This is a genomic window from Streptomyces sp. NPDC104307 (assembly GCF_055584045.1).
In genome coordinates this window covers 377,978-399,507 of record NZ_JBVJMU010000004.1, presented here as the reverse complement: position 1 = coordinate 399,507, position 21,530 = coordinate 377,978, and the positions used below count along the sequence as shown (strand labels likewise).

General features: G+C 71.8%; 20 protein-coding genes. 19 read left to right on the top strand and 1 reads right to left on the bottom strand.

From position 1 onward, the window contains the following. Window positions 1–268: 268 nt before the first annotated feature. The 13 genes from ACZ601_RS14720 to ACZ601_RS14660 all read left to right on the top strand — a co-directional run bounded on the left by ACZ601_RS14720 (window position 269) and on the right by ACZ601_RS14660 (window position 13,047). Window positions 269–1,696, top strand: coding sequence for an extracellular solute-binding protein (locus ACZ601_RS14720; RefSeq protein WP_440574212.1), 1,428 nt, complete (start codon window positions 269–271; stop codon window positions 1,694–1,696). A 92-nt stretch (window positions 1,697–1,788) separates the two neighbouring features. Beyond that, window positions 1,789–2,748 carry a carbohydrate ABC transporter permease gene (locus ACZ601_RS14715; RefSeq protein WP_440574211.1) on the top strand — a complete coding sequence of 320 codons (960 nt, stop codon included), beginning with the start codon at window positions 1,789–1,791 and terminating at the stop codon, window positions 2,746–2,748. A gap of 15 nt (window positions 2,749–2,763) precedes the next feature. After that, window positions 2,764–3,723, top strand: a complete 960-nt coding sequence (locus ACZ601_RS14710) for a carbohydrate ABC transporter permease (protein WP_469537318.1) — start codon at window positions 2,764–2,766, stop codon at window positions 3,721–3,723. A 130-nt stretch (window positions 3,724–3,853) separates the two neighbouring features. Further along, window positions 3,854–5,476 (top strand): glycoside hydrolase family 13 protein, encoded by a 1,623-nt coding sequence (locus ACZ601_RS14705; protein WP_469537315.1) that lies wholly within the window; start codon window positions 3,854–3,856, stop codon window positions 5,474–5,476. Between the two features lie 89 nt (window positions 5,477–5,565). Next, a complete protein-coding gene (locus ACZ601_RS14700) occupies window positions 5,566–5,892 on the top strand; it encodes a cupin domain-containing protein (RefSeq protein WP_440574208.1) in 327 nt (108 codons plus the stop codon). An 84-nt stretch (window positions 5,893–5,976) separates the two neighbouring features. Further along, window positions 5,977–6,603: a GNAT family N-acetyltransferase gene (locus ACZ601_RS14695; RefSeq protein WP_469537312.1), complete on the top strand. Its 627-nt coding sequence runs from the start codon at window positions 5,977–5,979 to the stop codon at window positions 6,601–6,603. 99 nt (window positions 6,604–6,702) lie between these two features. Next, window positions 6,703–7,575: an ABC transporter substrate-binding protein gene (locus ACZ601_RS14690; RefSeq protein WP_469537309.1), complete on the top strand. Its 873-nt coding sequence runs from the start codon at window positions 6,703–6,705 to the stop codon at window positions 7,573–7,575. A gap of 123 nt (window positions 7,576–7,698) precedes the next feature. Beyond that, window positions 7,699–7,962 carry a type B 50S ribosomal protein L31 gene (locus ACZ601_RS14685; protein WP_389219159.1) on the top strand — a complete coding sequence of 88 codons (264 nt, stop codon included), beginning with the start codon at window positions 7,699–7,701 and terminating at the stop codon, window positions 7,960–7,962. Window positions 7,963–8,049: 87 nt separating this feature from the next. Then, a complete protein-coding gene (locus ACZ601_RS14680; RefSeq protein WP_469537306.1) occupies window positions 8,050–9,291 on the top strand; it encodes a beta-ketoacyl-[acyl-carrier-protein] synthase family protein in 1,242 nt (413 codons plus the stop codon). Window positions 9,292–9,359: 68 nt separating this feature from the next. Then, window positions 9,360–11,276, top strand: coding sequence for an acyl-CoA dehydrogenase family protein (locus ACZ601_RS14675; protein ID WP_469537303.1), 1,917 nt, complete (start codon window positions 9,360–9,362; stop codon window positions 11,274–11,276). Beyond that, complete coding sequence (locus ACZ601_RS14670) at window positions 11,273–11,473, top strand: hypothetical protein (RefSeq protein ID WP_469537302.1); 201 nt, start codon at window positions 11,273–11,275, stop codon at window positions 11,471–11,473. Before ACZ601_RS14675 ends, ACZ601_RS14670 begins: the two co-directional genes overlap by 4 nt. 93 nt (window positions 11,474–11,566) lie before the next feature. Then, window positions 11,567–11,827 (top strand): acyl carrier protein, encoded by a 261-nt coding sequence (locus ACZ601_RS14665; protein WP_440574202.1) that lies wholly within the window; start codon window positions 11,567–11,569, stop codon window positions 11,825–11,827. Beyond that, the gene (locus tag ACZ601_RS14660) at window positions 11,824–13,047 is read left to right on the top strand and encodes a beta-ketoacyl-[acyl-carrier-protein] synthase family protein (RefSeq protein WP_469537297.1); all 1,224 of its coding nucleotides are present in this window, start codon (window positions 11,824–11,826) and stop codon (window positions 13,045–13,047) included. The genes ACZ601_RS14665 and ACZ601_RS14660 overlap by 4 nt, the downstream gene beginning before the upstream one ends. Window positions 13,048–13,177: 130 nt before the next feature. Here the strand turns inward: ACZ601_RS14660 and ACZ601_RS14655 are convergent, their stop codons facing one another. After that, the gene (locus ACZ601_RS14655; RefSeq protein ID WP_469537296.1) at window positions 13,178–14,200 is read right to left on the bottom strand and encodes a PRC and DUF2382 domain-containing protein; all 1,023 of its coding nucleotides are present in this window, start codon (window positions 14,198–14,200) and stop codon (window positions 13,178–13,180) included. Between the two features lie 406 nt (window positions 14,201–14,606). Here ACZ601_RS14655 and ACZ601_RS14650 point away from each other — a divergent pair, with 406 nt between their 5' ends. The 6 genes from ACZ601_RS14650 (at window position 14,607) to ACZ601_RS14625 (ending at window position 21,525) form a co-directional block, all read left to right on the top strand. Next, window positions 14,607–15,407, top strand: a complete 801-nt coding sequence (locus ACZ601_RS14650) for an IclR family transcriptional regulator (protein ID WP_440579086.1) — start codon at window positions 14,607–14,609, stop codon at window positions 15,405–15,407. A gap of 112 nt (window positions 15,408–15,519) precedes the next feature. Further along, a complete protein-coding gene (locus tag ACZ601_RS14645; RefSeq protein WP_469537292.1) occupies window positions 15,520–17,187 on the top strand; it encodes an OPT/YSL family transporter in 1,668 nt (555 codons plus the stop codon). Window positions 17,188–17,264: 77 nt separating this feature from the next. Beyond that, the gene (locus ACZ601_RS14640; protein WP_073738000.1) at window positions 17,265–18,329 is read left to right on the top strand and encodes a 2,5-dihydroxypyridine 5,6-dioxygenase NicX family protein; all 1,065 of its coding nucleotides are present in this window, start codon (window positions 17,265–17,267) and stop codon (window positions 18,327–18,329) included. A 155-nt stretch (window positions 18,330–18,484) separates the two neighbouring features. Then, a complete protein-coding gene (locus ACZ601_RS14635; protein ID WP_469537289.1) occupies window positions 18,485–19,789 on the top strand; it encodes an alpha/beta fold hydrolase in 1,305 nt (434 codons plus the stop codon). A 170-nt stretch (window positions 19,790–19,959) separates the two neighbouring features. Beyond that, window positions 19,960–20,562, top strand: coding sequence for an adenosylcobinamide amidohydrolase (locus tag ACZ601_RS14630; RefSeq protein ID WP_469537286.1), 603 nt, complete (start codon window positions 19,960–19,962; stop codon window positions 20,560–20,562). 54 nt (window positions 20,563–20,616) lie between these two features. Then, window positions 20,617–21,525, top strand: a complete 909-nt coding sequence (locus ACZ601_RS14625) for an NAD(P)-dependent oxidoreductase (protein ID WP_469537283.1) — start codon at window positions 20,617–20,619, stop codon at window positions 21,523–21,525. The last annotated feature ends 5 nt before the right edge of the window (window positions 21,526–21,530 follow it).

Sequence of the window (21,530 nt, the reverse complement as noted above, 5' to 3'; positions counted from 1 at the left end):
CCTTGCGCCCACCCGTGCGAAGTTTGCGGAAGCGGAACCGCGCACCGGTCACGAACCGTGCGGAACCACCCCTGGCGTGCTGTCTCGGCCGCGTGGAGCCGAGTGGCACGCCTCTGTCGTACCTCACAGTGGCGCGCAACGGACTGTCAAACTTTTACGAAAACTGCGCGAGATATTGCGTTCACATGTCGGCGCTGGTTGAGTGAACCTCGCCCCGGCAGAGAGCCGGCCGAGGGCCTTCCATGCTCATGCCCGAAGGGGACCATCGATGAGAAGTGCTGGGTTCAGCCGCACACGCCGTACAAGCCGTGCCTCAGCGGCTGCCCTTGTCACCGCACTCGCCCTGACCGCTCTCGCCTCCTGCGGCACGAGCAGCAGCAGCGACAACGGTGACAACGGCAGTGGATCCAAGGGATCGTCCGACCCGTCGGCGCCGCTCGACCCGAAGACGAAGGTGACGATCTCGATCGACTGTATGCCGCCGGCGGCCAAGGCCGCGGAGCTGCGTGAGTGGAACGAGGACATCAAGACGTTCAAGAAGCAGTACCCGAACGTCACGATCAACGGGAAGTCCACTCCCGGCCAGTGCAACGAGCCGCCCCGCTTCACGGCGATGCTGAAGGGCAAGTCGCAGCCCGACGTCTTCTACGCGTACTTCAGCGACCTCCAGCAGGTCCTGGACAACGACGGCGCCGAGGACATCTCCGCCTACGTCACCGACAAGACGGTGCCCGCGCTCAAGGACATCCAGACCCAGGTCATCGATGTGGCCCGCAAGGACGGCAAGCTCTACGCCCTGCCGACCAGCAACTACACCATGGGCCTGATGATCAACCGGAAGCTGTTCAAGCAGGCCGGTCTGGACCCGAACAAGCCGCCGACCACGTGGGACGACGTCCGCACGGCCGCGAAGAAGATCGCGGACCTGGGCAAGGGCATCTCCGGCTACGGGGAGTACAGCGCCGGCAACAACGGCGGCTGGCACTTCGCGGCCACCCAGTTCGGTCTCGGCGGGGACATCGTGGACGCCTCCGGCAAGAAGGCGGCCTTCAACAACGCCACCGGCAAGCAGGTCCTCCAGCAGCTGCACGACATGCGCTGGGAGGACGACAGCATGGGCAAGACCCAGCTGCTGAAGTGGGGCGACCTCCAGAAGCAGATAGCCAGCGACAAGCTGGGCATGTTCCTGGCCGCCCCCGACGACATCGCCTACATGGTCCAGCAGCTCGGCGCGGAGTACGAGACCTTCGGCCTCGGCCCGATCCCGGGCGGCAAGGGCACTCTCTTCGGCGGCAACAACTACATGATCAAGAAGGGCAGCTCGCCCGACCAGATCAAGGCCGGCATCGCCTGGCTCAACTTCAAGAACCTCACCCCGGGCAAGGGACAGTTCGACTGGGCCCGCACCAAGGCCGACAAGCTCCCCGTCGGGCTGCCGCAGCCGAACTTCTTCCTCAACGACTCGAAGACCAAGGACGACGCCGCACGGGCCAAGGACGCGACGATGCCCGTCGAGAACTTCAAGGCCTTCATGGACAACCCCGTCCCGGGCAAGGCCGAGCCGCCGAAGGCCCAGGAGATCTACAAGATCCTCGACAACGCCATGTCCGGCGTCCTGACCAACAAGGGCGCCGACATCGACAAGCTGCTCTCCACCGCTGAGCAGCAGGTCAACCAGGTCCTGGCGAACCAGTAACGGACGCGCGGGACCGGGTCACGCGGACCCGGTCCCGCATTCCGCCCCCGTCCGACTACTGCGCTTCAGTTCACCGGCACCTAGGAGACACCATGTCGGCCCCTACTCTGTCCACCCACAAGGCCGCCAGGCCGGGGACAGGACTTCCAGGCCCCGCACGCCGGACCTCCGCCCGCGAGGAGTTCCTGCGCGCCGTGCGCCGCAACATCTCAGCCCACGGCTTCCTCATCGGAGCGGTGCTCTGCTTCTCGTTCTTCTCCTGGTATCCGATGGTCCGGGAGTTCATCCTGGCCTTCCAGAAGACCGAGAACGGCAAAACCACCTGGGCCGGCTGGTCCAACCTGACCTACGTCTTCAACGACCCGGCGTTCTGGCAGGCCTGGCGCAACACCCTGCAGTACACCGTGCTCGCGCTGCTGCTCGGCTTCGTCGTCCCGTTCGTCGTCGCCGTCGTACTGAATGAGTTCCGGCACGCACAGGGCTATCTGCGGCTCCTGGTCTACCTCCCCGTCATGCTGCCGCCGGTCGCCTCCGTACTGCTCTTCAAGTACTTCTACGACCCCGGGTACGGCCTCTTCAACCGCATCCTGGAGATCTTCCACCTGCCCGCACAGCAGTGGCTCCAGTCCACCGACACCTCCATGCTCTCCGTCGTCATCGCGGCGACCTGGATGAACATGGGCGGCGCCACCCTGATCTACCTCGCCGCGCTCCAGGGCATCCCCGGAGAGCTGTACGAGGCCGCGGAACTCGACGGCGCGGGCCTGTTCCGCAAGATCTGGCACGTCACCATCCCGCAGACCCGGCTCATCCTCTCGCTGCTCCTGCTCATGCAGATCATCGCGACGATGCAGGTCTTCACCGAGCCGTTCCTGCTCACCAACGGAGCCGGCCCGGAGGGGTCCACGACCACCGTCGTCTACCTCATCTACCAGTACGCCTTCAACTTCAACAACTACGGCAGCGCGGCGGCACTCGGCCTCGTCCTGCTCGTCGTCCTCGCGGGATTCTCCGCGGTGTACGTACGACTGAGCCGCAGCAGCGAAGACTAGGACGGGAGCACGACCATGGCATCGAACACGCTAGTCTCCCGGCGCGGGAGCGAGAGCCGCAGAGCGGCCTGCCGCAGGGCCGACCGCGCGGCCGACCTCGGACGCCAGCGGACCCTGATCTCGCCGGCCCAGCTCGGCAGACGCCGCGGCAAGACGTTCTACTGGATCACCTTCGCCGTAGTCGTCATCGTCTTCACCGTGGCCTTCCTCGGGCCGCTGTACTGGATGGTCACCGGTGGTCTCAAGACCACCCAGGAAGTCGTACAGAGCCCGCCCACGGCCTTCCCCAGCTCCGTCCACACCGAGAACTACAGCCAGGCCTGGACCGTCATGGACCTGTCCAAGCTGCTGTTCAACACCCTGTACTACGCCTTCGGCGCGCTCGCCTTCCAGCTGATCTTCGACGTCGCCGCCGCCTACTCGCTGTCCAAGCTGCGGCCGGTGTTCGGCAAGGTGATCCTCGGCATGATGCTGGCCACCCTGATGATCCCGGCCACCGTGCTGGTCGTCCCCCAGTACCTGACCATCCTGGACGTCCCGATCTTCCAGCGGAACCTGGTCAACTCGCCCTGGGCCATCTGGCTGCCGTCGGTCACCAACGCGTTCAACATCTTCCTGCTGAAGCGCTTCTTCGACTCGATCCCGCGCGAGCTGCTCGACGCCGCCTCCATCGACGGCGCCTCGCCGCTGCGCACCCTGCGCTCGATCATCCTGCCGATCTCCCGGCCGATCCTCGGAGTCGTCTCCATCTTCGCCATCGTCGGCGTGTGGAAGGACTTCCTCTGGCCGATGCTCACCCTGCCCGACCCGAGCAAGCAGACCCTCAACGTGGGCATCTACTCGCTGGCCAGCGGCGTACCCGAGAACATCCTGATCGCCGCGCTCACCATCGCCTCCATCCCCACTCTGCTCATCTTCCTGATCTTCCAGCGCAACATCATGGGCGGTCTGACCGCGGGCGGCCTCAAGGGCTGACCCCCGCCACACCTCCCCGCGCCGGGACCCCGCACAGCCGCCTTCCCCTCAGCACTCCGCCGCCGGCCCGACCGTCCTGCCCCGCTCGGGGGCCGGCGGCGGAGTACCACCTGCCCGAAAGGAACGCCACGTGGCAGCCAACCGTCCGTCCGAGCCCACCGCGAACTGGTGGCGCGACGCAGCCATCTACCAGATCTATGTACGCAGCTTCGCCGATGGCGACGGTGACGGCACCGGCGACCTCGCGGGAGTACGGGCCAGGCTGCCCTACCTCGTCGAACTCGGCGTGGACGCACTCTGGTTCACCCCCTGGTACCTCTCCCCGCTGGCCGACGGCGGCTACGACGTGGCCGACTACCGCACCATCGACCCCGCGTTCGGCACCCTGGCCGAGGCGGAGAAGCTGATCGCGGAGGCCCGCGAACTCGGCATCCGCACCATCATCGACATCGTGCCCAACCACGTCTCCGACCAGCACGCCTGGTTCCGGGCCGCCCTCGAAGCCGGTTCCGGCAGCCCCGAGCGCGACCTCTTCCACTTCCGCAAGGGACGCGGCCCGGACGGGGCGATCCCGCCCAACGACTGGGTCTCCGAATTCGGCGGCACCCCCTGGACCCGGCTGGACGACGGCGAGTGGTACCTCCACCTCTTCGCCACCCAGCAGCCCGACCTCAACTGGGCCCACCCGGCGGTCCGCCAGGAGCACGAGGAGGTGCTGCGCTTCTGGTTCGAACGCGGCGTCGCCGGCGTACGGATCGACTCCGCGGCCCTGCTCGCCAAGGACCCCGCGCTGCCCGACTTCGCCGAGGGCGACCCGCACCCCTTCGTCGACCGCGACGAACTGCACGACATCTACCGGGCCTGGCGCGCCATCGGCGACGAGTACGGCGGCGTCTTCGTGGGCGAGGTCTGGCTGCCGGACGCCGAACGGTTCGCCCGCTACCTGCGCCCCGACGAACTGCACACCGCTTTCAACTTCAACTTCCTGGCCTGTCCCTGGGACGCCGGACTGCTGCGGACCGCCATCGACGACACCCTCTCCGAGCACGCCTCGGTCGGGGCCCCCGCCACCTGGGTCCTGTGCAACCACGACGTCACCCGCACCGTCACCCGCTACGGCCGGGCAGAGACGGGCTTCGACTTCGGCGCGAAGACCTTCGGCACCCCGACGGACCTGGCCCTGGGCACCCGCCGTGCCCGCGCCGCCGCCCTCCTCTCGCTGGCCCTGCCCGGCGCCGCCTACCTCTACCAGGGCGAGGAACTCGGCCTGCCGGAGGTGGACATCCCGCTGGACCGCATCCAGGACCCGATGCACTTCCGCAAGGGCGGAGCCGACCCGGGCCGCGACGGCTGCCGAGTGCCGCTGCCCTGGTCGGCGCAGGGTCCTTACGCCGGCTTCGGCGGCGACGCCGAACCCTGGCTCCCGCAGCCGGCCGACTGGGCCTCGTACGCCGCGGACCTGCAGAGCGACGACCCGGAGTCGATGCTCACCCTGTACCGCGAGGCGATGCGACTGCGCCGCGAGGAGCCGGGGTTCGCCACGACGGGGGAGCCGGGCGCGCGCGAGCTGACCTGGCTGGACGCTGCGCCGGGGGTGCTCGCCCTCAGCCGGACCGACGGACTCCTGTGCGTGGTCAACCTGGCCGCGGAGGCGGCCGAGCTGCCCGAGCACACCTCGGTACTGCTGGCCAGCGGCCCGCTCGACGGGGCGGGCAGGCTCCCGCAGGACACCGCGGTCTGGCTGCGGGCCTGACCCCTGACCCCGGACGCACCTGCCCATGGACCCGGCGGGGCCCATGGGCAGGATCGCGGGGGGACGAGGGCTGCGGCACAGTGGGGTGTATGGATGGAGCGAATGATCTCAACGCCCTCGCAGCCGAGCACCTGGCCGCGGCCCGCACCTCCGCGCACGGCCGCAGCGCGCACCTCCTGCTGCACGAGGAGCCGCTGCGGCAGACCGTCATCGCCCTGACGTCGGGCTCCGCGCTCGACGAGCACAACGCCCCGCCCGCCGCCTCCCTCCAGGTGCTGCGCGGCAGGGTCCGGCTCACGGCCGCGTCCGGCGATGTGGAACTGGCGCCCGGACGGCTGCTCCCCATCCCGCAGGAGCGGCACGGGCTGCTCGCCCTTGAGGACGCCGTGGTGCTGCTGACGGCGGTCAACGGCTGACAGAACCGGCCAGCCGCGCCCGGCCGGGCGCTGTCTTGGCCAAAACCCTTTGGGAGCGCTCCCAACAGCGGGCAGGATGAGGGCATGACCTCGCGAATCAGCCCCCGCGCCTACCGCCCCGACGACCGTGCGGCCCTTGCGGACATCTGCGTCCGGACGGCCGACAACGGAGGCGACTCCAGCCACCTGTACCCGGACCCGGAGCTGATGCCGTCGATCTTCGCCGCCCCGTACGCCTACCTCGAACCCGATCTGGCCTTCGTGCTCGACGACGGCACCGGCCGGGCGGTCGGATACATCCTCGGGACGGCGGACACCCCGCGGTTCGTGACGGAGTTCCGCGAGCGCTGGCTGCCCCTGGTCGACGAGCGCTACCCACGGCCGCAGGGCGAACCGCGCGGCCCCGCCGACGAGATGATCGCCCTCCTGCACAACCCGGAGCGGATGGTCCTGCCCGAACTGGCCGACCACCCGGCCCACTTGCACATCGATCTGCTCCCCGACTGGCAGCGCAAGGGGTACGGGCGGGAGCTGATGGTTACGTTCCTGGCGGCCCTGCGCGCCAAGGGGGTCAAGGGCGTGCACCTGTCCATGCTCACCGCCAACACCCCGGCCAGAGCCTTCTACGACCGGCTCGGCTTCACCGAGATCCGGGTGCCGGATCCAGGTCCCGTCAGCTATCTGGTGCGCGGCACGGAGGCCGGCCTGTAGAACGGCGCGACGGCGGGGGTGCCAGCCCTCATCGCTGGGCAGGTACTGGTGTACGAGCCCGAAACGGGGCGAAGTGACCGGTGGCGAGAGGCGTGTGACGTGAGCGAGCAGACCTTATGGCAGTTCTCCGACGACCGTGGACAGTTGTCGTCCGCCGGGCGGCCCCCGACGCGGGTGCTCGCCTACGTGCAGGCCGGAGCGACGCTGTGGGACCACGGGATACGGCCGGTCGGGATATTCGGCTCCGGCCACGACGACCCGGCCGTGCCCGACACCGCGAAGACCGGATCGCTGCCGCTGGCCGAGATCGCCTACGCCGGCGCGGGGCCCGCTCTGGACGTGGAGACGCTGCTGGGCTCCGAGCCCGACCTCGTGGTGGCCGTCAGCTACGGTGGCGGCCAGGTCTACGGCCTCGCCCCGGAGACGGCCAAACACCTGGAGGAGCACGTCCCGGTCGTCGTCATCGACGTGGGCCAGGCGCGCACCCTCGCGGAGACCGGCGACCGGTTCGCCCGCCTCGCCCGGTCGCTGGGCGCGGCGGAGCCCGCCTCGGCCGCCCGGGAGCTGGACGCCGCCCGCGACCGGCTGCGCGCGTTCGCCGCCGGACCGGACCGGACCCGGGTCCTCGCCCTGTCCCCGGCCGGACAGCAGCAGGCCCACCTGGCCCGTCCCCGCATGTGGCCCGAACTGCGGGTGCTGGCCGAACTCGGCATCGACCTCGTGGAACCGGCCGACGGGCCCGGTGCGAACTGGTCCACGGTCGACTGGGCGGATGCCGGGGCGCTGCGCCCCGACGTCGTGCTCGCCGACATCCGGGTCAACGCCACCCCTCTCGGCGAGCTCGGGACGAACGAGGCGTGGGCCTCGATCGAACGCACCGCCCGGGTGGTGCCCTGGAACCCGGAGCCGGTGTGCAGCGCCCACGCCCACGCCAGGTTCCTGGCCCTGGTGGCCGACGCGCTCGGAGCGTAGCCGGGCCGGGCGCCCCCGCGCCGATGCCCCGTACGGCCGTGTCCGATCGCGCGGGACGCCCCGGTTCGCGAGGCTGGCCAGGAGCGTCCCGAGCCGGTACCCGCACGTCCCCAGGAGCAGACCATGCAGCAGGACAAGCACCCCGACTACCGCCCCGTCGTCTTCCGTGACCGTGCGGCGGGCTACGCCTTCCTGACCCGGTCCACCGCGTCGAGCGAGCAGACCATCGGCTGGGACGACGGAAACAGCTACCCCGTCATCGACGTCGAGATCTCCGCGGAGAGCCACCCGTTCTTCACCGGGAAGGCCCGGGTGGTCGACTCGGAGGGCCAGGTCGCCAAGTTCGAACGCAGGTACGGCGACGACGGGGGCGCGGACGCCTCCTGACCCGTTCGGCCCAGTGGCCGCATCCTCGGCGGGGGTTCGGCCGTTCGGCCCAACGGGGCGTGGAGCGACGAAGGGGAGAGCCGCGGCATGGTGCGGGACGGGTCGGCGACAGTGGTGACGGGTCTGGGGCTGGTGACCCCGGTGGGTGCCGACGAACACACCTTCTGGGCGGGGCTCTGCGCAGGCGTCGGCGCGGCCCGGCACTGCGAGGAACTGGCCGGTCTGCCGGTCGACTTCGCCTGCCGGGCCGTCGGTCCTGACCTGGACGAGGCGGTGGGCGGACGCGCCGTGTTCCGGATGGCGCGGTTCGTGAAGATGGCCCTGGTCGCCGCCCGCCGTGCCGTGGCGGACGCCGGGCTGCGGCCCGACCGCTGGGACGGCGGCCGGGTGGGCGTCGTGCTGGGCGTCGGTGTCGGAGGCGTCTCCGTACTCGTCGACAACGTCCGCAGGCTGGACGCCGACGGGCCGCCCGCGGTCTCCCCGCTCCTCGTACCGATGATGATGCCGAACGCGGCGGCCGGGGAGATCGCCATCGACCTGGGCGCCCACGGGCCGAGCCTGGCCCCGGCCACCGCCTGCGCTTCGGGCGCCACCGCGATCTCCCTCGCCCGCGAACTGCTGACGAGCGGGAGCTGCGATGTGGTGGTGGCGGGCGGCGCGGAGTCCGTGGTGACCCCGCTGGTGGTCAGCGCGTTCGCGGGCATGGGGGCGCTCTCGGCGCGCACCGGTGACCCGGCGGCCGCCTCCAGGCCGTTCGCCGCGGACCGCGACGGGTTCGTTCTGGGCGAGGGCGCCGCCGTGCTCGTACTCGAACGGGCCGGTGACGTCCGGGCCCGAGGCGGCCGGGCGAGGGCGGTGCTGGCCGGTGCGGGAGCGGCCACGGACGCCCACCACCCCACCGCGCCCGAACCGGGCGGCCGTGGCGCGGAGCGGGCGGTCGAGGCGGCGCTTGACCGGGCGGGCTGGGCCGCCGGCGAGGTGGACCACATCAACGCCCACGGCACCTCCACTCCGCTCAACGACGCCATGGAGAGCGCGCTGATCGCCCGGCTCTTCCCGCACCGGCCCTCGGTGACCGCGCCCAAGGGCGTCATCGGGCACACCCTCGCGGCGGGCGGCGCGATCGAGGCGGTGGCCACCGTACTGACCCTGGAACACGGCCTGGTCCCGCCGATCGCCAACCTCGACGCCCCGCCGCCGGACTCCGGGCTCGACTGCGTGACCAAGCAACCCCGCAGGCAGCGCGTCGAGCGGGCCCTCAGCCACTCCTTCGGATTCGGCGGCCACAATGTCGCCCTCGCCTTCCAGCGGGCCCCTTCACCCCGCTGAACAGGAAGTAAAGGGCTGCGAATGCCGGAATCCGGGTGTCCTGGCTGATTCCTGATCGTTTCTGTCGTATGACCACAACGATCGACAGCCCCGTGATGGCCGAGGCCGGCCAGGAGCGCGCCGCAGACCGGCTCACCTCGGTGCTCCTCGGCACGGACGCCCGCCGGGAGCACGGATTCTGGCAGCGGCTCATCGCCACGGACCCGTTCCGCAGGCCCGCCGTCCCGCCGCCCGGCCCCACCCCCGACGAACGGCTCGCCCTCGCCCACGCACGGCTGCGCACGCTCAACAGCACGCTGGACAGCGGCGCCAGGCTGGCCGCCGACCCGCGCGCCCTGGCCGCCCTGCACGAATGGCTCGCCCCGGTGGACCCCTCGCTCGCCACCGTCGCGGGAATCCACTACAACCTCTTCCTCGGCAGTCTTCTGGACCACGACACCGACCGGTCCCGCGACCTGTCGGACTTCCTCGCGATGCGGCGCATCGGGACCTTCCTCTGTACGGAGGTGGCGCACGGCAACGACGCCGCCGCGGTCGAGACGACGGCCACCTACGACCGCGCCCGGGACGGATTCCTGCTGCACACCCCGCACCTGGGCGCGCAGAAGTTCATGCCCAACACCAGCCCGGCGGGCGGTCCCAAGTCAGGACTCGTCGCCGCCCGGCTGCTCGTCGGGGACACCGACCACGGGGTCTTCCTGCTGCTGGTGCCGCTCACCGACGCCTCGCGGGCCCTGCCAGGGGTACGGATCCGCAGGCTGCCGGCCCGGATGGGCAGCCCCGTGGACCACTGCCTGACCTCCTTCGACCAGGTGTTCGTGGGACGCGAGGCGCTGCTGGGCGGCAGGCAGGGGCGGATCGACGACGACGGGGTGTTCCGCAGCGGCACCGCCGGGCGCAGACGCCGGTTCCTGGCCTCCATCGCCCGCGTCACCACGGGCCGCATCTGCATGAGCGCGAGTGCGATCGGTTCCGCCCGTGCCACTCTCGCCATCGCGGTCCGCTACTCAGGACACCGGTATGTCTCCGGGGGCCGCGCGCTGCCGCCGCTGCCGGTGATCGCCCACCGCAGCCATCACGGCCCGCTCGCCGGGGCCATGGCCACCGTCTTCGCGATGAGTCTGCTGCACCGGCGGGCCCTGGACCGCTGGGAGGTGGCGGCGCACGGCCCCGAGCCGGAGCGCGAGGCGGCCGGCCGGCTGGTCGACGTCGCGAAGGGCTGGATCACCTGGCAGGCCCGCTCGGTGATCGTCGAATGCCGTGAACGGTGCGGCGCCCAGGGACTGCTGGAGCACAACGGGATGAGCGAACTCGTCACCGGGGTGGAGGGCGCCATCACCGCCGAGGGCGACAACATGGCCATCCACGCCAAGGCCGCCTCCGAGATGGTCATCTCCGCGATGGCCGACGTACCGGACACCTGGGGCGTCCCGGCCCCTGGCGTGGGCCCGCAGACCGGCGACCTGGACGATCTGCGGTTCCTCGGCCGGCTCCTGGCGCACGTGGAGCGGATCCAGTTCGCCCGCTCCCGCGCACGGATGGCGCGGGCCCCGCACGGCGGACCGCTGAAGCGGTGGAACGAGGGGTCCGGGCCCGCGCTGCGGGGAGTCGAGGCGCACGCCTGCCGGCAGGCGGCCGAAGCGTATGCGGACGCGGTCGAGGGTCTGCCGCAGGGGCCCGCCCGCGATCGGCTGACCGAACTGGCCCGGCTGTTCGCGCTGCGCCGGATCCAGCAGCACAGCGGGGACCTGCTCGTCGCCGGGCACCTCACGGCCGGTCAGGTGGAAGACCTCACGGAGACCACCGAACGACTCGTCGCCGCCGTCGCGGCCCATCTGCCGGAGCTCGTCGACTCCTTCGCGCTGCCGGAGGAAGTGCTCGCGGACTGGCCGATCACCGGACCCCGCTATGCCGAGGCGTACGACGACCCGGGCGCCTCCTGGCACACCGCGGAGCGCCCGGTACCCGCCGGGAGCGGGCGGTGAGGGAAGCGCCCGAGCGGGCGGTGAGGGCCGCGCCGGAGCAGGCGGCGCCGCAGGGCGTGCGCCGGGCGGCCGAAGCGGTACAGGGGCTCGGCGTCGGTCTCGTACTCCTGGCCTTCTGGGGCACCTCGGCCGTGCTGGCGCGGTGCTGCCAGGGGGCGGGAACGCCCGGAGGCGAATCGGTTCGCCGCAAGGCGTAACCGGCCGGACGCTGCTCAGTTACTCCGGAGTCGGGGTGGTGAGAGGCGCCACCCCGGGACCCCCGCCGGACGGGCATGATGGAGAGGAAGACCATGAGCGCGATTCACCCCACGATCACCGAGGTACTCAGCCGTACCTTCAGGGTGCCTGTGGCCGAGATTCTCCCGGAATCCACGATGGACAGCCTGGACATGGACTCCCTGGCAGTCGCCGAGTTCGCCGTCGTCATGAGGGAGGCGGTCGGCGTCGAACTGGACCCGGGCACGCTGCACCGGGACACCACCCTCGCCGGACTCACGGAGTTCCTGCGCGCGAAGGCCGGCGGCGAGGCCCCCGCGAGCACCGTCCGATGAAGATGCCGTCCATCGCTGTCACCGGTCTGGGAATGATCACCCCGGTCGGCAACGACACCGAGTCCACCTGGGACGGGGTGTGCGCCGGGGTCAGCCCGGCCCGCACCGTGCCCGCACTCGCGGGGTGCGCCATCGACTTCGCCTGCACGGTCGACGGGATCGACCTGGACGCCGCGGTCGGCCGGCGTACCGCCTTCCGCATGGGCAGGTACACGAAATTCGCCGTACTGGCCGCGCGGGAGGCGGTCTCCGACGCGGGACTCGACCCGGGCGACTGGGACGGCAGCCGGGTCGCGGTCGTCGTCGGCACCAGCAGCGGCGGTTCCGCCGGCCTCACCGACCAGGCCCTGGTGCTGGAACGGCGCGGGCCGGAGGCGACCTCGCCGTCCGGGATCCTGCTCACCATCCCGAACATGCCCGCGGCGGAGATCGCCATCGAGATGAGCGCCACGGGCCCCAGCCTGGCTCCCTGCACGGCCTGCTCGTCCGGCGTCACCGCACTCTCTGTGGCACGGGACCTGCTGGTCACCGGGCAGTGCGATCTGGCGATCGCGGGAGCCACCGAATCGACCCTGTTCCCGATCGCCATGACCGGGTTCGCCAGATCCGGCGCGGCCGCCCTCGCCGACCGTGACCTGTCCCGGCTCAGCCGGCCCTTCGCGGCCGACCGGGCCGGGCTCGTCATGGGGGAGGGCGCCGCCGTCATGGTGCTGGAGCGCGCGGCCGACGCCGAGGCCCGGGGTGCGGAGCCGCGCGCGCTGCTCGCGGGCACCGGCGCCACGACCGACGCCCACCACCCCACCAGCCCGCACCCCGACGGCCGGATCGCCCAGGCGGCCGTCGAGGCCGCGCTGCGCGACGCGGGCTGGCAGGCCGGGGACGTCGAGCACATCAACGCCCACGGCACGGCCACCCCGCGCAACGACGCGGCCGAAGCCGCCCTGATCGGCCGGGTCTTCCCGCACCGGCCGCCCGTCACCGCACCCAAGGGCGTGCTCGGCCACTGCATGGGGGCGGCCGGAGCGATCGAGGCGGGGCTCACGATCCTCACGCTCCAGCGCGGAATCATCCCGCCGGTCGCCAACCTGGACGCGCCCGCGCCCGGGTTCGACATCGACTGCGTGACCAAGCAGCCGCGGGAGCTGCCCGTCCGGCGTGCCGTCAGCCACTCCTTCGGATTCGGCGGACACAACGCGGTGGTCGCACTCCAGCGGCCCTGAACCGCGTAGCCGGTGGAACCGGGGCCGGGCGGCCCCGTCCCACCAGCTACGCACGAGAGGGCGGACCCCCGTGATGCGGGTCCGCCCCTCGCTCCTGTCCGGTTCGGCCGGTCCGGCGCGGTGCGCGGGGTCAGCGGCGCCGTCCCTGACCGAACTCGCCGCCGGCGTCCTTGCCGCCCATGTCCTTGCCGTCCTTGGTCATGCCGTCCGCGTAGTCGATCTGCTCCTTGCGCAGTTCCGCGGAGACTTCCTTCTGCTCGGTCACCTTCTTCGTTTCCATCCGGACCCGCTCGACCGGCACGCTCTCCTTCCTCATCGTGGCGCGTTCGGCGTGCAGGGTGACCTCCACATCCTGTTCGTTGATGTCCGAGCGGGCCGCCTTGTCACCGGGCTGGAGCGGCTCGCGCACCACGCGGACCTCCTCGTGCGTCACCGGCACGGTCCTGGTGACGTTCTCGGTGACGACGTACTTGTGCAGGCGGGCCTTGCCGCTCTCGTACTCCTCGGTGCCGACGCGCAGCTGTTCCTCGGAGCGGATGAGTTCCTCCTTGCCGCCCAGGTCTGCGGAGGCGGACCGCTCCGCGCCCGCTCCGGCCAGCGGACGGGCGGTACCGGAGGTGTCGGCGTCCCGGTGCTTGCCGGTACCCGCGCCCGCGGTGCCGGAGGCCTTCGCGCTGTCGGTGCCGCGGGCCGCACCCATGGCGCCGGCCCCGGCTCCTGCCCCGGCGGCCGCGCCGGCTCCGGCAGCGCCCATCGTTCCGGTACCGGACGTGGTCGGCGCACCGGCCGTGCCGGCGGCCCCGGAACGGTCACCGAGCTTCCCGCCGGTGTTCCTGGTCAGGCCGTAGTGCCGGTAGAGCTCCTCCTCCTCGGAGACGGAGAGATGAGCGTCCGCGTCCACCCGGGGGGCTTCCTTGACGCGGTCCTTCGGATGGGAGATGTGCAGGTCGGAGCCCACGCGACGGGCTCCGGCGAGAGGCACGAAACTCTCCTTCATACCGAACAGGCCGGTCTTCACCGTGATCCAGTCCGGTCGGCCGGTGCTGTCGTCGACATACACCCGCCCCACGTTGCCGATCTTCTCGCCCGCGGTGTCGTACACCGTCAGGCCGTCGAGCTCTCCGGAATCCGTGAAACCGTCAGCGGCTCCCATGACCGATTCCTCCTAGCTCGGGCGCGTCCTGTGGGTGGGTCCAGCAGGTGAGGCGCGTCCGGATTCCATCGCGCCTCACCCGGATGGACGCTGCAACTTCCCGGCCGGTGGGGGCGGGGCGCACCACCCCCGACGGATGGGGCGGGGCCCCGCACGATGGAGCTGGGGCCCCTGCAATCCTGTTAGGCCAATCGAGTGAACGACCGGTCGGGTGCGCCCGCCCCGGCGGCCGCCGGCGCGCGGTCTGCCGCAACCGCCGCTGAGCAGGCCGTTCCCGCGACGCGGCGAATTTCCGGCAAACCCTTGACACCCGCTGGACGCGGCACCATTCTTTCGCCAGAAATCGCAACGGCGTTGCGATTTCCGCACCGACAGACGGACGAAGCGGACGAAGGAGGCCCGGCCCATGGCTGAGCGCGGCACGGACACCACCACCCCGGCCCGCGACGGACAGCAGGCCCCCGGAGTGCTGCAGACCGTCGACCGGGCCCTGCTCGTCCTGCTGACCTTCACCGAGCAGCGGCCCGAATGGGGCGTCAGTGAACTGGCCCGCCACCACGGCTGGGACAAGGCCGTCGTACAGCGGCTGCTCACCACCCTGAGCGCCCGGGGCTTCCTGCTCTGCGACGACAACAGCCGCCGCTACCGCCCGGGTCCCGCGCTGTCCCGGCTGGCCAGGGTCAGCGAGCACAGCGGAGTGCTCTCCTCGATCTCCCGGCCGATACTCGCCCGGCTGCTCCGCGAGACCGGCGAGAGCGTCGTCCTCAACGTCCCGCACGGCGGCAGTTACCGCTGCGAAGCCGCCGTCGACGGCACCGGACCCGTCCGCTACACGGCGATCATCGGCGCCGTCATGCCCGGTCACGCCGGGGCGTCCGGACACACGATCTTCGCCTACCACCCCGAGCGCGAGATCCGGCAGATGTTCGGCGCCACCGGACTGACGCGCTTCAACGACCGCACCATCACGGACCTGGACGCCCTGCTCACCTGCTACGCCCAGGTCCGCGCCGACGGTTACTCCATCAGCCACGGCGAGTACGACGAGGCCGTCACCGCGGTCTCCGCCCCCGTCTTCCAGGGCGACGGCGTCCCCGCCTCCCTCACCGTCATCGGCCCGTCCCACCGAGTGGACCGGGCAGCCGACACCCTCGTGACCCTGGTCCGCGCCGGAGCGGCGGAGATCACCGCCGCCCTCGGCGGCTGAACCAGCCCCGGTACCGTCCGGCCGCGACCTCCCCGCCGCCGTGCCCCGGGCTCCGCCCTGCCGCGGAGACCCGGCCCCGCCTCCCAGCCCTGCAAACCGAAGGGGGTGCCCCATGGCGCACCACGTCTCAGCGCCGCACCCTGCCCCGCCGCCGTCCGCCCCCGACGAGCCCCGGTCGCACCCCAGGGTCATGGAACCCGTGCTGCTGGTGATCCTGGTCGTGCTCTCCGCCGTGGGAGCCGTCATCGGCATCGACCTGGTCTCCAAGCTGGGCATCTCGGCCAACACCTCGGTCGTCGGCGCACTCGTCGCCATGCTCATCGGCCGCATCCCGCTGGGCTTCCTGCGCCGGATGCGGTCCGTGCACCGGCAGAACCTCGCCCAGAGCGCGATCTCCGCCGCCACCTTCGCCTCCGCGAACGCCCTGCTGACCTCCGTCGCCATCCCGTACGTCTTCGGGCGCCAGGACCTGGTCTGGCCGATGCTCGCGGGCGCGTCCGTCGGGCTTGTCGTGGACGCCTGGGTGCTCTACCGCGCCTTCGGCTCCCGGCTGCTGCCCGCCGACGCCGCCTGGCCGCCCGGCACCGCCGCCGCAGAGACCATCAAGGCCGGCGACCGGGGAGGGCGCCGGGCCCTGATCCTCGCGGGCGGCACCGCCGTCGGCCTCGCGGGAACCCTCTTCAGCCTGCCGCTCTCGGCCGCCGGGGTCGCCTTCCTGGGCAACGTCTGGGCGCTGATGATGTTCGGCATCGGACTGATGCTGCGCCAGTACGGGATGGACCTCTTCCACACCGACCTGGGCGCCGGGTACATCCCGCACGGCGTCATGGTCGGCGCCGGCGTCGTGGCCCTCGGCCAGGCCGTGCACCTGCTGGTCGGCCGTCGCGAGCGCAAACGAACGGCGGCCGCCGAGAAGGACCGCAGCGTGGCGCACGTCGAGCCGGCGGACCCGAGCACCGCCTACACCGTCGACGAGCGCGCACTGCGGCTCTCCCTGATCCGCGGCTTCGCGCTCTTCACCGGGGGCGCCGCGGTCCTCGCGGTGCTCGGCGGGCTGATCGGCGACATGAGTCCGCTCGGCATCGTCGGCTGGGTGCTGTTCGCCGCCTTCGCCGCCCTGGTACACGAACTGATCGTCGGTCTCGCGGCCATGCAGTCCGGCTGGTTTCCGTCCTTCGCCGTCACGCTGATCTTCCTCATCCTCGGCCTCGCCATAGGAATCCCGTCGGTACCGCTCGCCCTCCTGGTGGGGTACGTCTCCGCCACCGGCCCGGCGTTCGCGGACATGGGCTACGACCTCAAGGCCGGCTGGCTGCTGCGGCGCGAGCACCGCCCCTGGGACCCGTTCGAGCGCGAGGGCCGCCGCCAGCAGTTCCTGGCCGCCCTCATCGGTTTCGCGGTCGCCCTCGCCGTCGTCGCCCTCGCCTGGCGCTCGTACTTCGGGCAGGGACTCATCCCGCCCGTCGCCAAGGTGTACGCCGACACCATCAAGAGCGGCCTCAGCGACCCGGACGCGGTACGCACCATGCTCATCTGGGCCGTCCCCGGCGCCGCCATCCAACTCCTCGGCGGCACCCGCCGGCAGATGGGCGTCATGCTCGCCACCGGCCTGCTCATCCTCACCCCGCAAGCCTGCTGGCTGGTCCTCGGCGCCCTCGTCGTCCGGGTCGGCTACCGGAGGCTGCGCGGCCCCGCGGCCGACGAGGAACTCAACCTGGTGGGCGCCGGACTGATCGCCGGCAGCTCGCTCGGGGACTCGGCCCAGATCCTCAAGACCTGAGCCCCGCCACCCCGCCCCCGGACCACATCCCGTACCACCGCACCACTCAGCACCACCCGCACGGCAAGGAGACCCCCATGGACATGTACAGCAGGCTCGAACCGCGTCCCGAGTACCTCAGCTTCGAACTCGCCCTGGCCGCCCGCAAGCTCGTCGAGGAGGTCATGCTCGTCAAGCGCGGCGAGCACGTCGTCCTCACCGGCGACACCAGCAGCGACCGCCGGGTCATCGAAGCCACCGCGCAGGCCGTCGCCGCCGCCGGGGCGCACCCCGTCGTCGTCTGGTACGAGACGCTGCCCGGCGCCTCCATGGAGCCGCCCCGCCCGGTCGCGGGAGCCATCGCCGACGCCGATGTGTGGATCGAGTTCGCCGTCTCCTACCTGATGCACTCCGACGCGTTCCGCGCCGCCATGGCGAACGGCTGCCGCTACACCAACCTCACCGCCATGGACGTCCAGATGCTGGTCGCCACCGTCGGACGCCCCGACTTCCAGGGCGTCATACGCCTCGGCAAGGCCCTCGTCGCCCTGCTGGAGGCGGCCGACGAGGTCCGGATCACCTCCGCCAACGGCACCGACCTGGTGGGCCGCAACGGCGACCGGCCGATCAACCTGCGCGGCAAGCCCGCGGAGAAGCCCGGCGAGACGGTCATGCTCTCCGGCCAGATCTCCTGGAACCCCCTTGAGGAGACCCAGGACGGCGTGCTCGTCTTCGACGGGGCCCTGTGGCCGCCGGACGAGATCGGCCTGCTGCGCTCCCCGGTCCGGTGCACCGTGGAGAAGGGCGTCGTCACCAAGATCGAGGGCGACGCCGACGCGGACACCTTCCGCCGCTGGATGGAGTCCTTCGACGACCCGAACATGTTCCGCGTCGCCCACTGGTCGCTCGGCTTCAACCCCGGCGTCCTGGCCCCGACCGGCCGCATCGTCGAGGACGAGCGCGTCTTCGGCTGCGTCGAACTCGGCATCGGCACCAAGGGCGCCTGGATCGGCGGCGAGCCGTGGGTCGCCGCCGCCCACACCGACGGCAGCGTTCTCGGCCCGTCCATCTACCTGGACGGCGTCGCCATCGAGGAGAACGGGCGCTACGTGCACCCGGACCTCGTGGCGATCTGCCGCGACCTGGGCGTCGCCGGCTACTGACCCTCCCGGACGGGCCCGCACCCCCCGGTGCGGGCCCGTCCGCCACCCGTGAAACCGTTCCGCGACGCGACGCGACGACACGCGAGACACAGACACGACGCGAGACACGCGACGACAGAGACACGACGCGAGATACGCGACGTGAGAGGAGTGCCATGTCCACCCCAGCCCCCGTCACCTACCGCCACGGCGGCCTGGTCTGCACCGACCACCTCCTCGATGTGCCGCTCGACCACAGCGACCCCGAGGGCCCCGCCATCGCGCTCTTCGCCCGCGAAGTCGTCTCGGAAGGACGCGAACACGAGGACCTTCCCCGACTCCTCTGGCTCCAGGGCGGACCCGGCGGCCGCGCCGAACGCCCCAACGCCGCGGGGGCCTGGCTGCGCCGCGCGCTCACCGAGTACCGCGTCGTCCTCCTCGACCAGCGCGGCACCGGCCGCTCGACCCCCGCCGACCGGCGCACCCTGGCCCGATTCGGTTCGGATCACCCGGCGGCCGCCGGGTACCTCGCGCACTTCCGCGCCGACTCGATCGTCCGCGACGCCGAACTCCTGCGCCGCCGGCTCCAGGGCGAGCAGTCGTGGAGCGTGCTCGGCCAGAGCTTCGGCGGCTTCACCACGCTCACCTATCTCAGCCTCGCCCCCGAAGGGCTCACCCGGGCCTACATCACCGGCGGACTGCCGACGCTCACCGGCCACGCCGACGACGTGTACCGCGCCGCCTACGCCCGCACCCTCACCCAGAACGAGCGCTACTTCGACCGCTACCCCGGCGACCAGGCACTGGCCGACGCCGTCGCGGCACACCTGGAGAGCCACGACGTGCGGATGCCGACCGGCGAACGCCTCACCGTGCGCCGCTTCCAGACCCTCGGCATCACGTTCGGGACCGCGTCGAAGTCCGAATCGCTCCACTACCTCCTGGAGACCGCCTTCACCGAGGGTGCCGACGGGCCGGAGCTGACCGACACGTTCCTGCGCGGCGTGGACGCGGCCGTGTCCTTCGCCGAGCGCCCCCTGTACGCCGCGCTCCACGAGCCGATCTATGCCCAGGGCGGCCGCCGCCCCACCGACTGGTCCGCGCACCGCGTCCGCCAGGAGTTCCCGGCCTTCGACGCCACCGCCGGCGGACCGCTCCGGTTCACCGGCGAGATGGTCTACCCCTGGCAGTTCGAGGAGGACCCCGCGCTCGTACCGCTGCGCGGCGCCGCGGAGGCGCTCGCCGCCCGCACGGACTGGCCGGCCCTGTACGACCTGGACCGGCTCGCCGCCAATGAGGTCCCGGTCGTCGCCGCCGTCTACCACGACGACATGTTCGTCGACCGCGAGCACGCGCTGGCCACCGCCGACGCCGTACGCGGACTGCGCACCTGGGTCACCGACGCCTACGCGCACGACGGAGTCAGGGCCGACGCCGCCGTACTCGACCGGCTCATCGCGATGGGCCGGGGCGAGGCCTGACGGCGGACGCGGGGCGGGGCACCCCCTGGGCGCCCCGCCCCGGCGCATATGATCTACGGGTCCGCAGGGCGACCGCCGTCCTGCCGCGCCTTTGGGGGTGTCTCATCCGTTCCGCACGCGTCCAGCTCCCCGAACAGCGGGGTGAACTGCTGGCCCGGCAAGAGGACGGCGTGGACCTGCACCATCTGGTGTGGCGGCTGGGCCCCGGCTGGCGGGTCTGCAGCAGCGCCGTGCTCGGCGGCGGCATCGGCCCGCGTGACTGGATCCTCAACGCCCAGGTGCCCGGCGGCTATCCGCGTACGGACCCGGACCGGCACCTGGCCGAGATCGCCGCGGCCGAACACCTCACCGGGCCCGGCGCCGGGCTGATGACGGCGGCCGACGTCACCGCGTACACGGTCGCCGTGGACGGGGAGGTCACGGCGACTGCCACCTGTGGCCTCGGAGTGCGCGGCTGGGCGGCCGCCCCGGCGGCGGACACCGGGGCACCGCCGGGGCCGGGCACGGTCAACATCGTCGTCGTCCTGCCCGTGCCGTTCTGCGACGCCGCGCTCGTCAACGCCGTCGCGACCGCCACGGAGGCCAAGGTCCAGGCCCTCCTGGGGGCCGGGCTCTCGTGCTCGGGCACCCCCACCGACTCCGTCTGTGTCGCGGCGCCCGGACCGGTCGACGGGCCGGGCGAAATGTTCGCCGGGCCCCGCTCGCGCTGGGGATCGCGGCTGGCCAGGGCCGTCTACACCGCGGTACTCGAAGGCGCGCGCCGGCAGTCCTGAGCATCCGAAACGCCGCGCGCGAATCCGGGCGCGGCCGACGAAGGGAATGGCCCCATGAATTCAGCGACAGCCGGAGCAACCCCGCGACCGCCGGTCGTCGCCGTCCTCGGCACCGGGATCATGGGGTCCGCGATGACCCGCAGCATGATCCGGGCCGGGCTGGAGGTCCGCGCCTGGAACCGCACGCCGGCCAGGGCGGAGCCCCTGACGGCGGACGGTGCCACCGTGACCGGAACAGCGGCGGAAGCGGTACACGGCGCCGACGTCATCCTCACCACGCTCAACGACACGACCTCCGTGGCCGCCGCGCTCACCGCCGCCTCCGACGGGGTGCACCGGGGCCAGGTCCTGCTGCAGAGCTCCACGGTCGGACCGGACGGTGCGGTCGAACTCGCCCAGCGCGCCGCGGACCTGGGCCTCGTCTTCCTCGACGCGCCCGTCTCCGGGACCAGGCAGCCTGCGGAACAGGGCGCGCTGACCGTCTTCGTCTCCGGGCCGTCCGCCGCCCGTGCGGTGGCGGATCCGGTGTTCGACGCGATCGGGCAGCGTACTGTCTGGGTCTCCGAGGAACCGGGGGCCGCGTCCAGGCTGAAGCTCGTGGTGAACACCTGGGTGATGAACATGGTGGGCTGCGTGGCCGAGAGCCTCAACCTCGCGGAGGGGCTGGGCGTCGACCCGCAGCTGTTCCTCGACGCCGTGCGGGGCGGCCCGCTCGACTCCGGCTATCTCCAGAGCAAGTCCGCCGCGGTGCTGTCCGGCGATCTCACTCCGAGCGTCTCCCTGAGCACGGCCCTGAAGGACACCCGCCTCATCCTCGACGCCGCCGGGCAGACCGGCGTACGGCTGGACCTGACCGCCGCCTCCGAGGTCCGCTTCGCCCGCGCCGAAGCGGCCGGGCACGGCGGCGAGGACATGATCGCCACCTACTACGCGGGCCGGACGGCGGACCGGGACGGCGACTGAGTCCG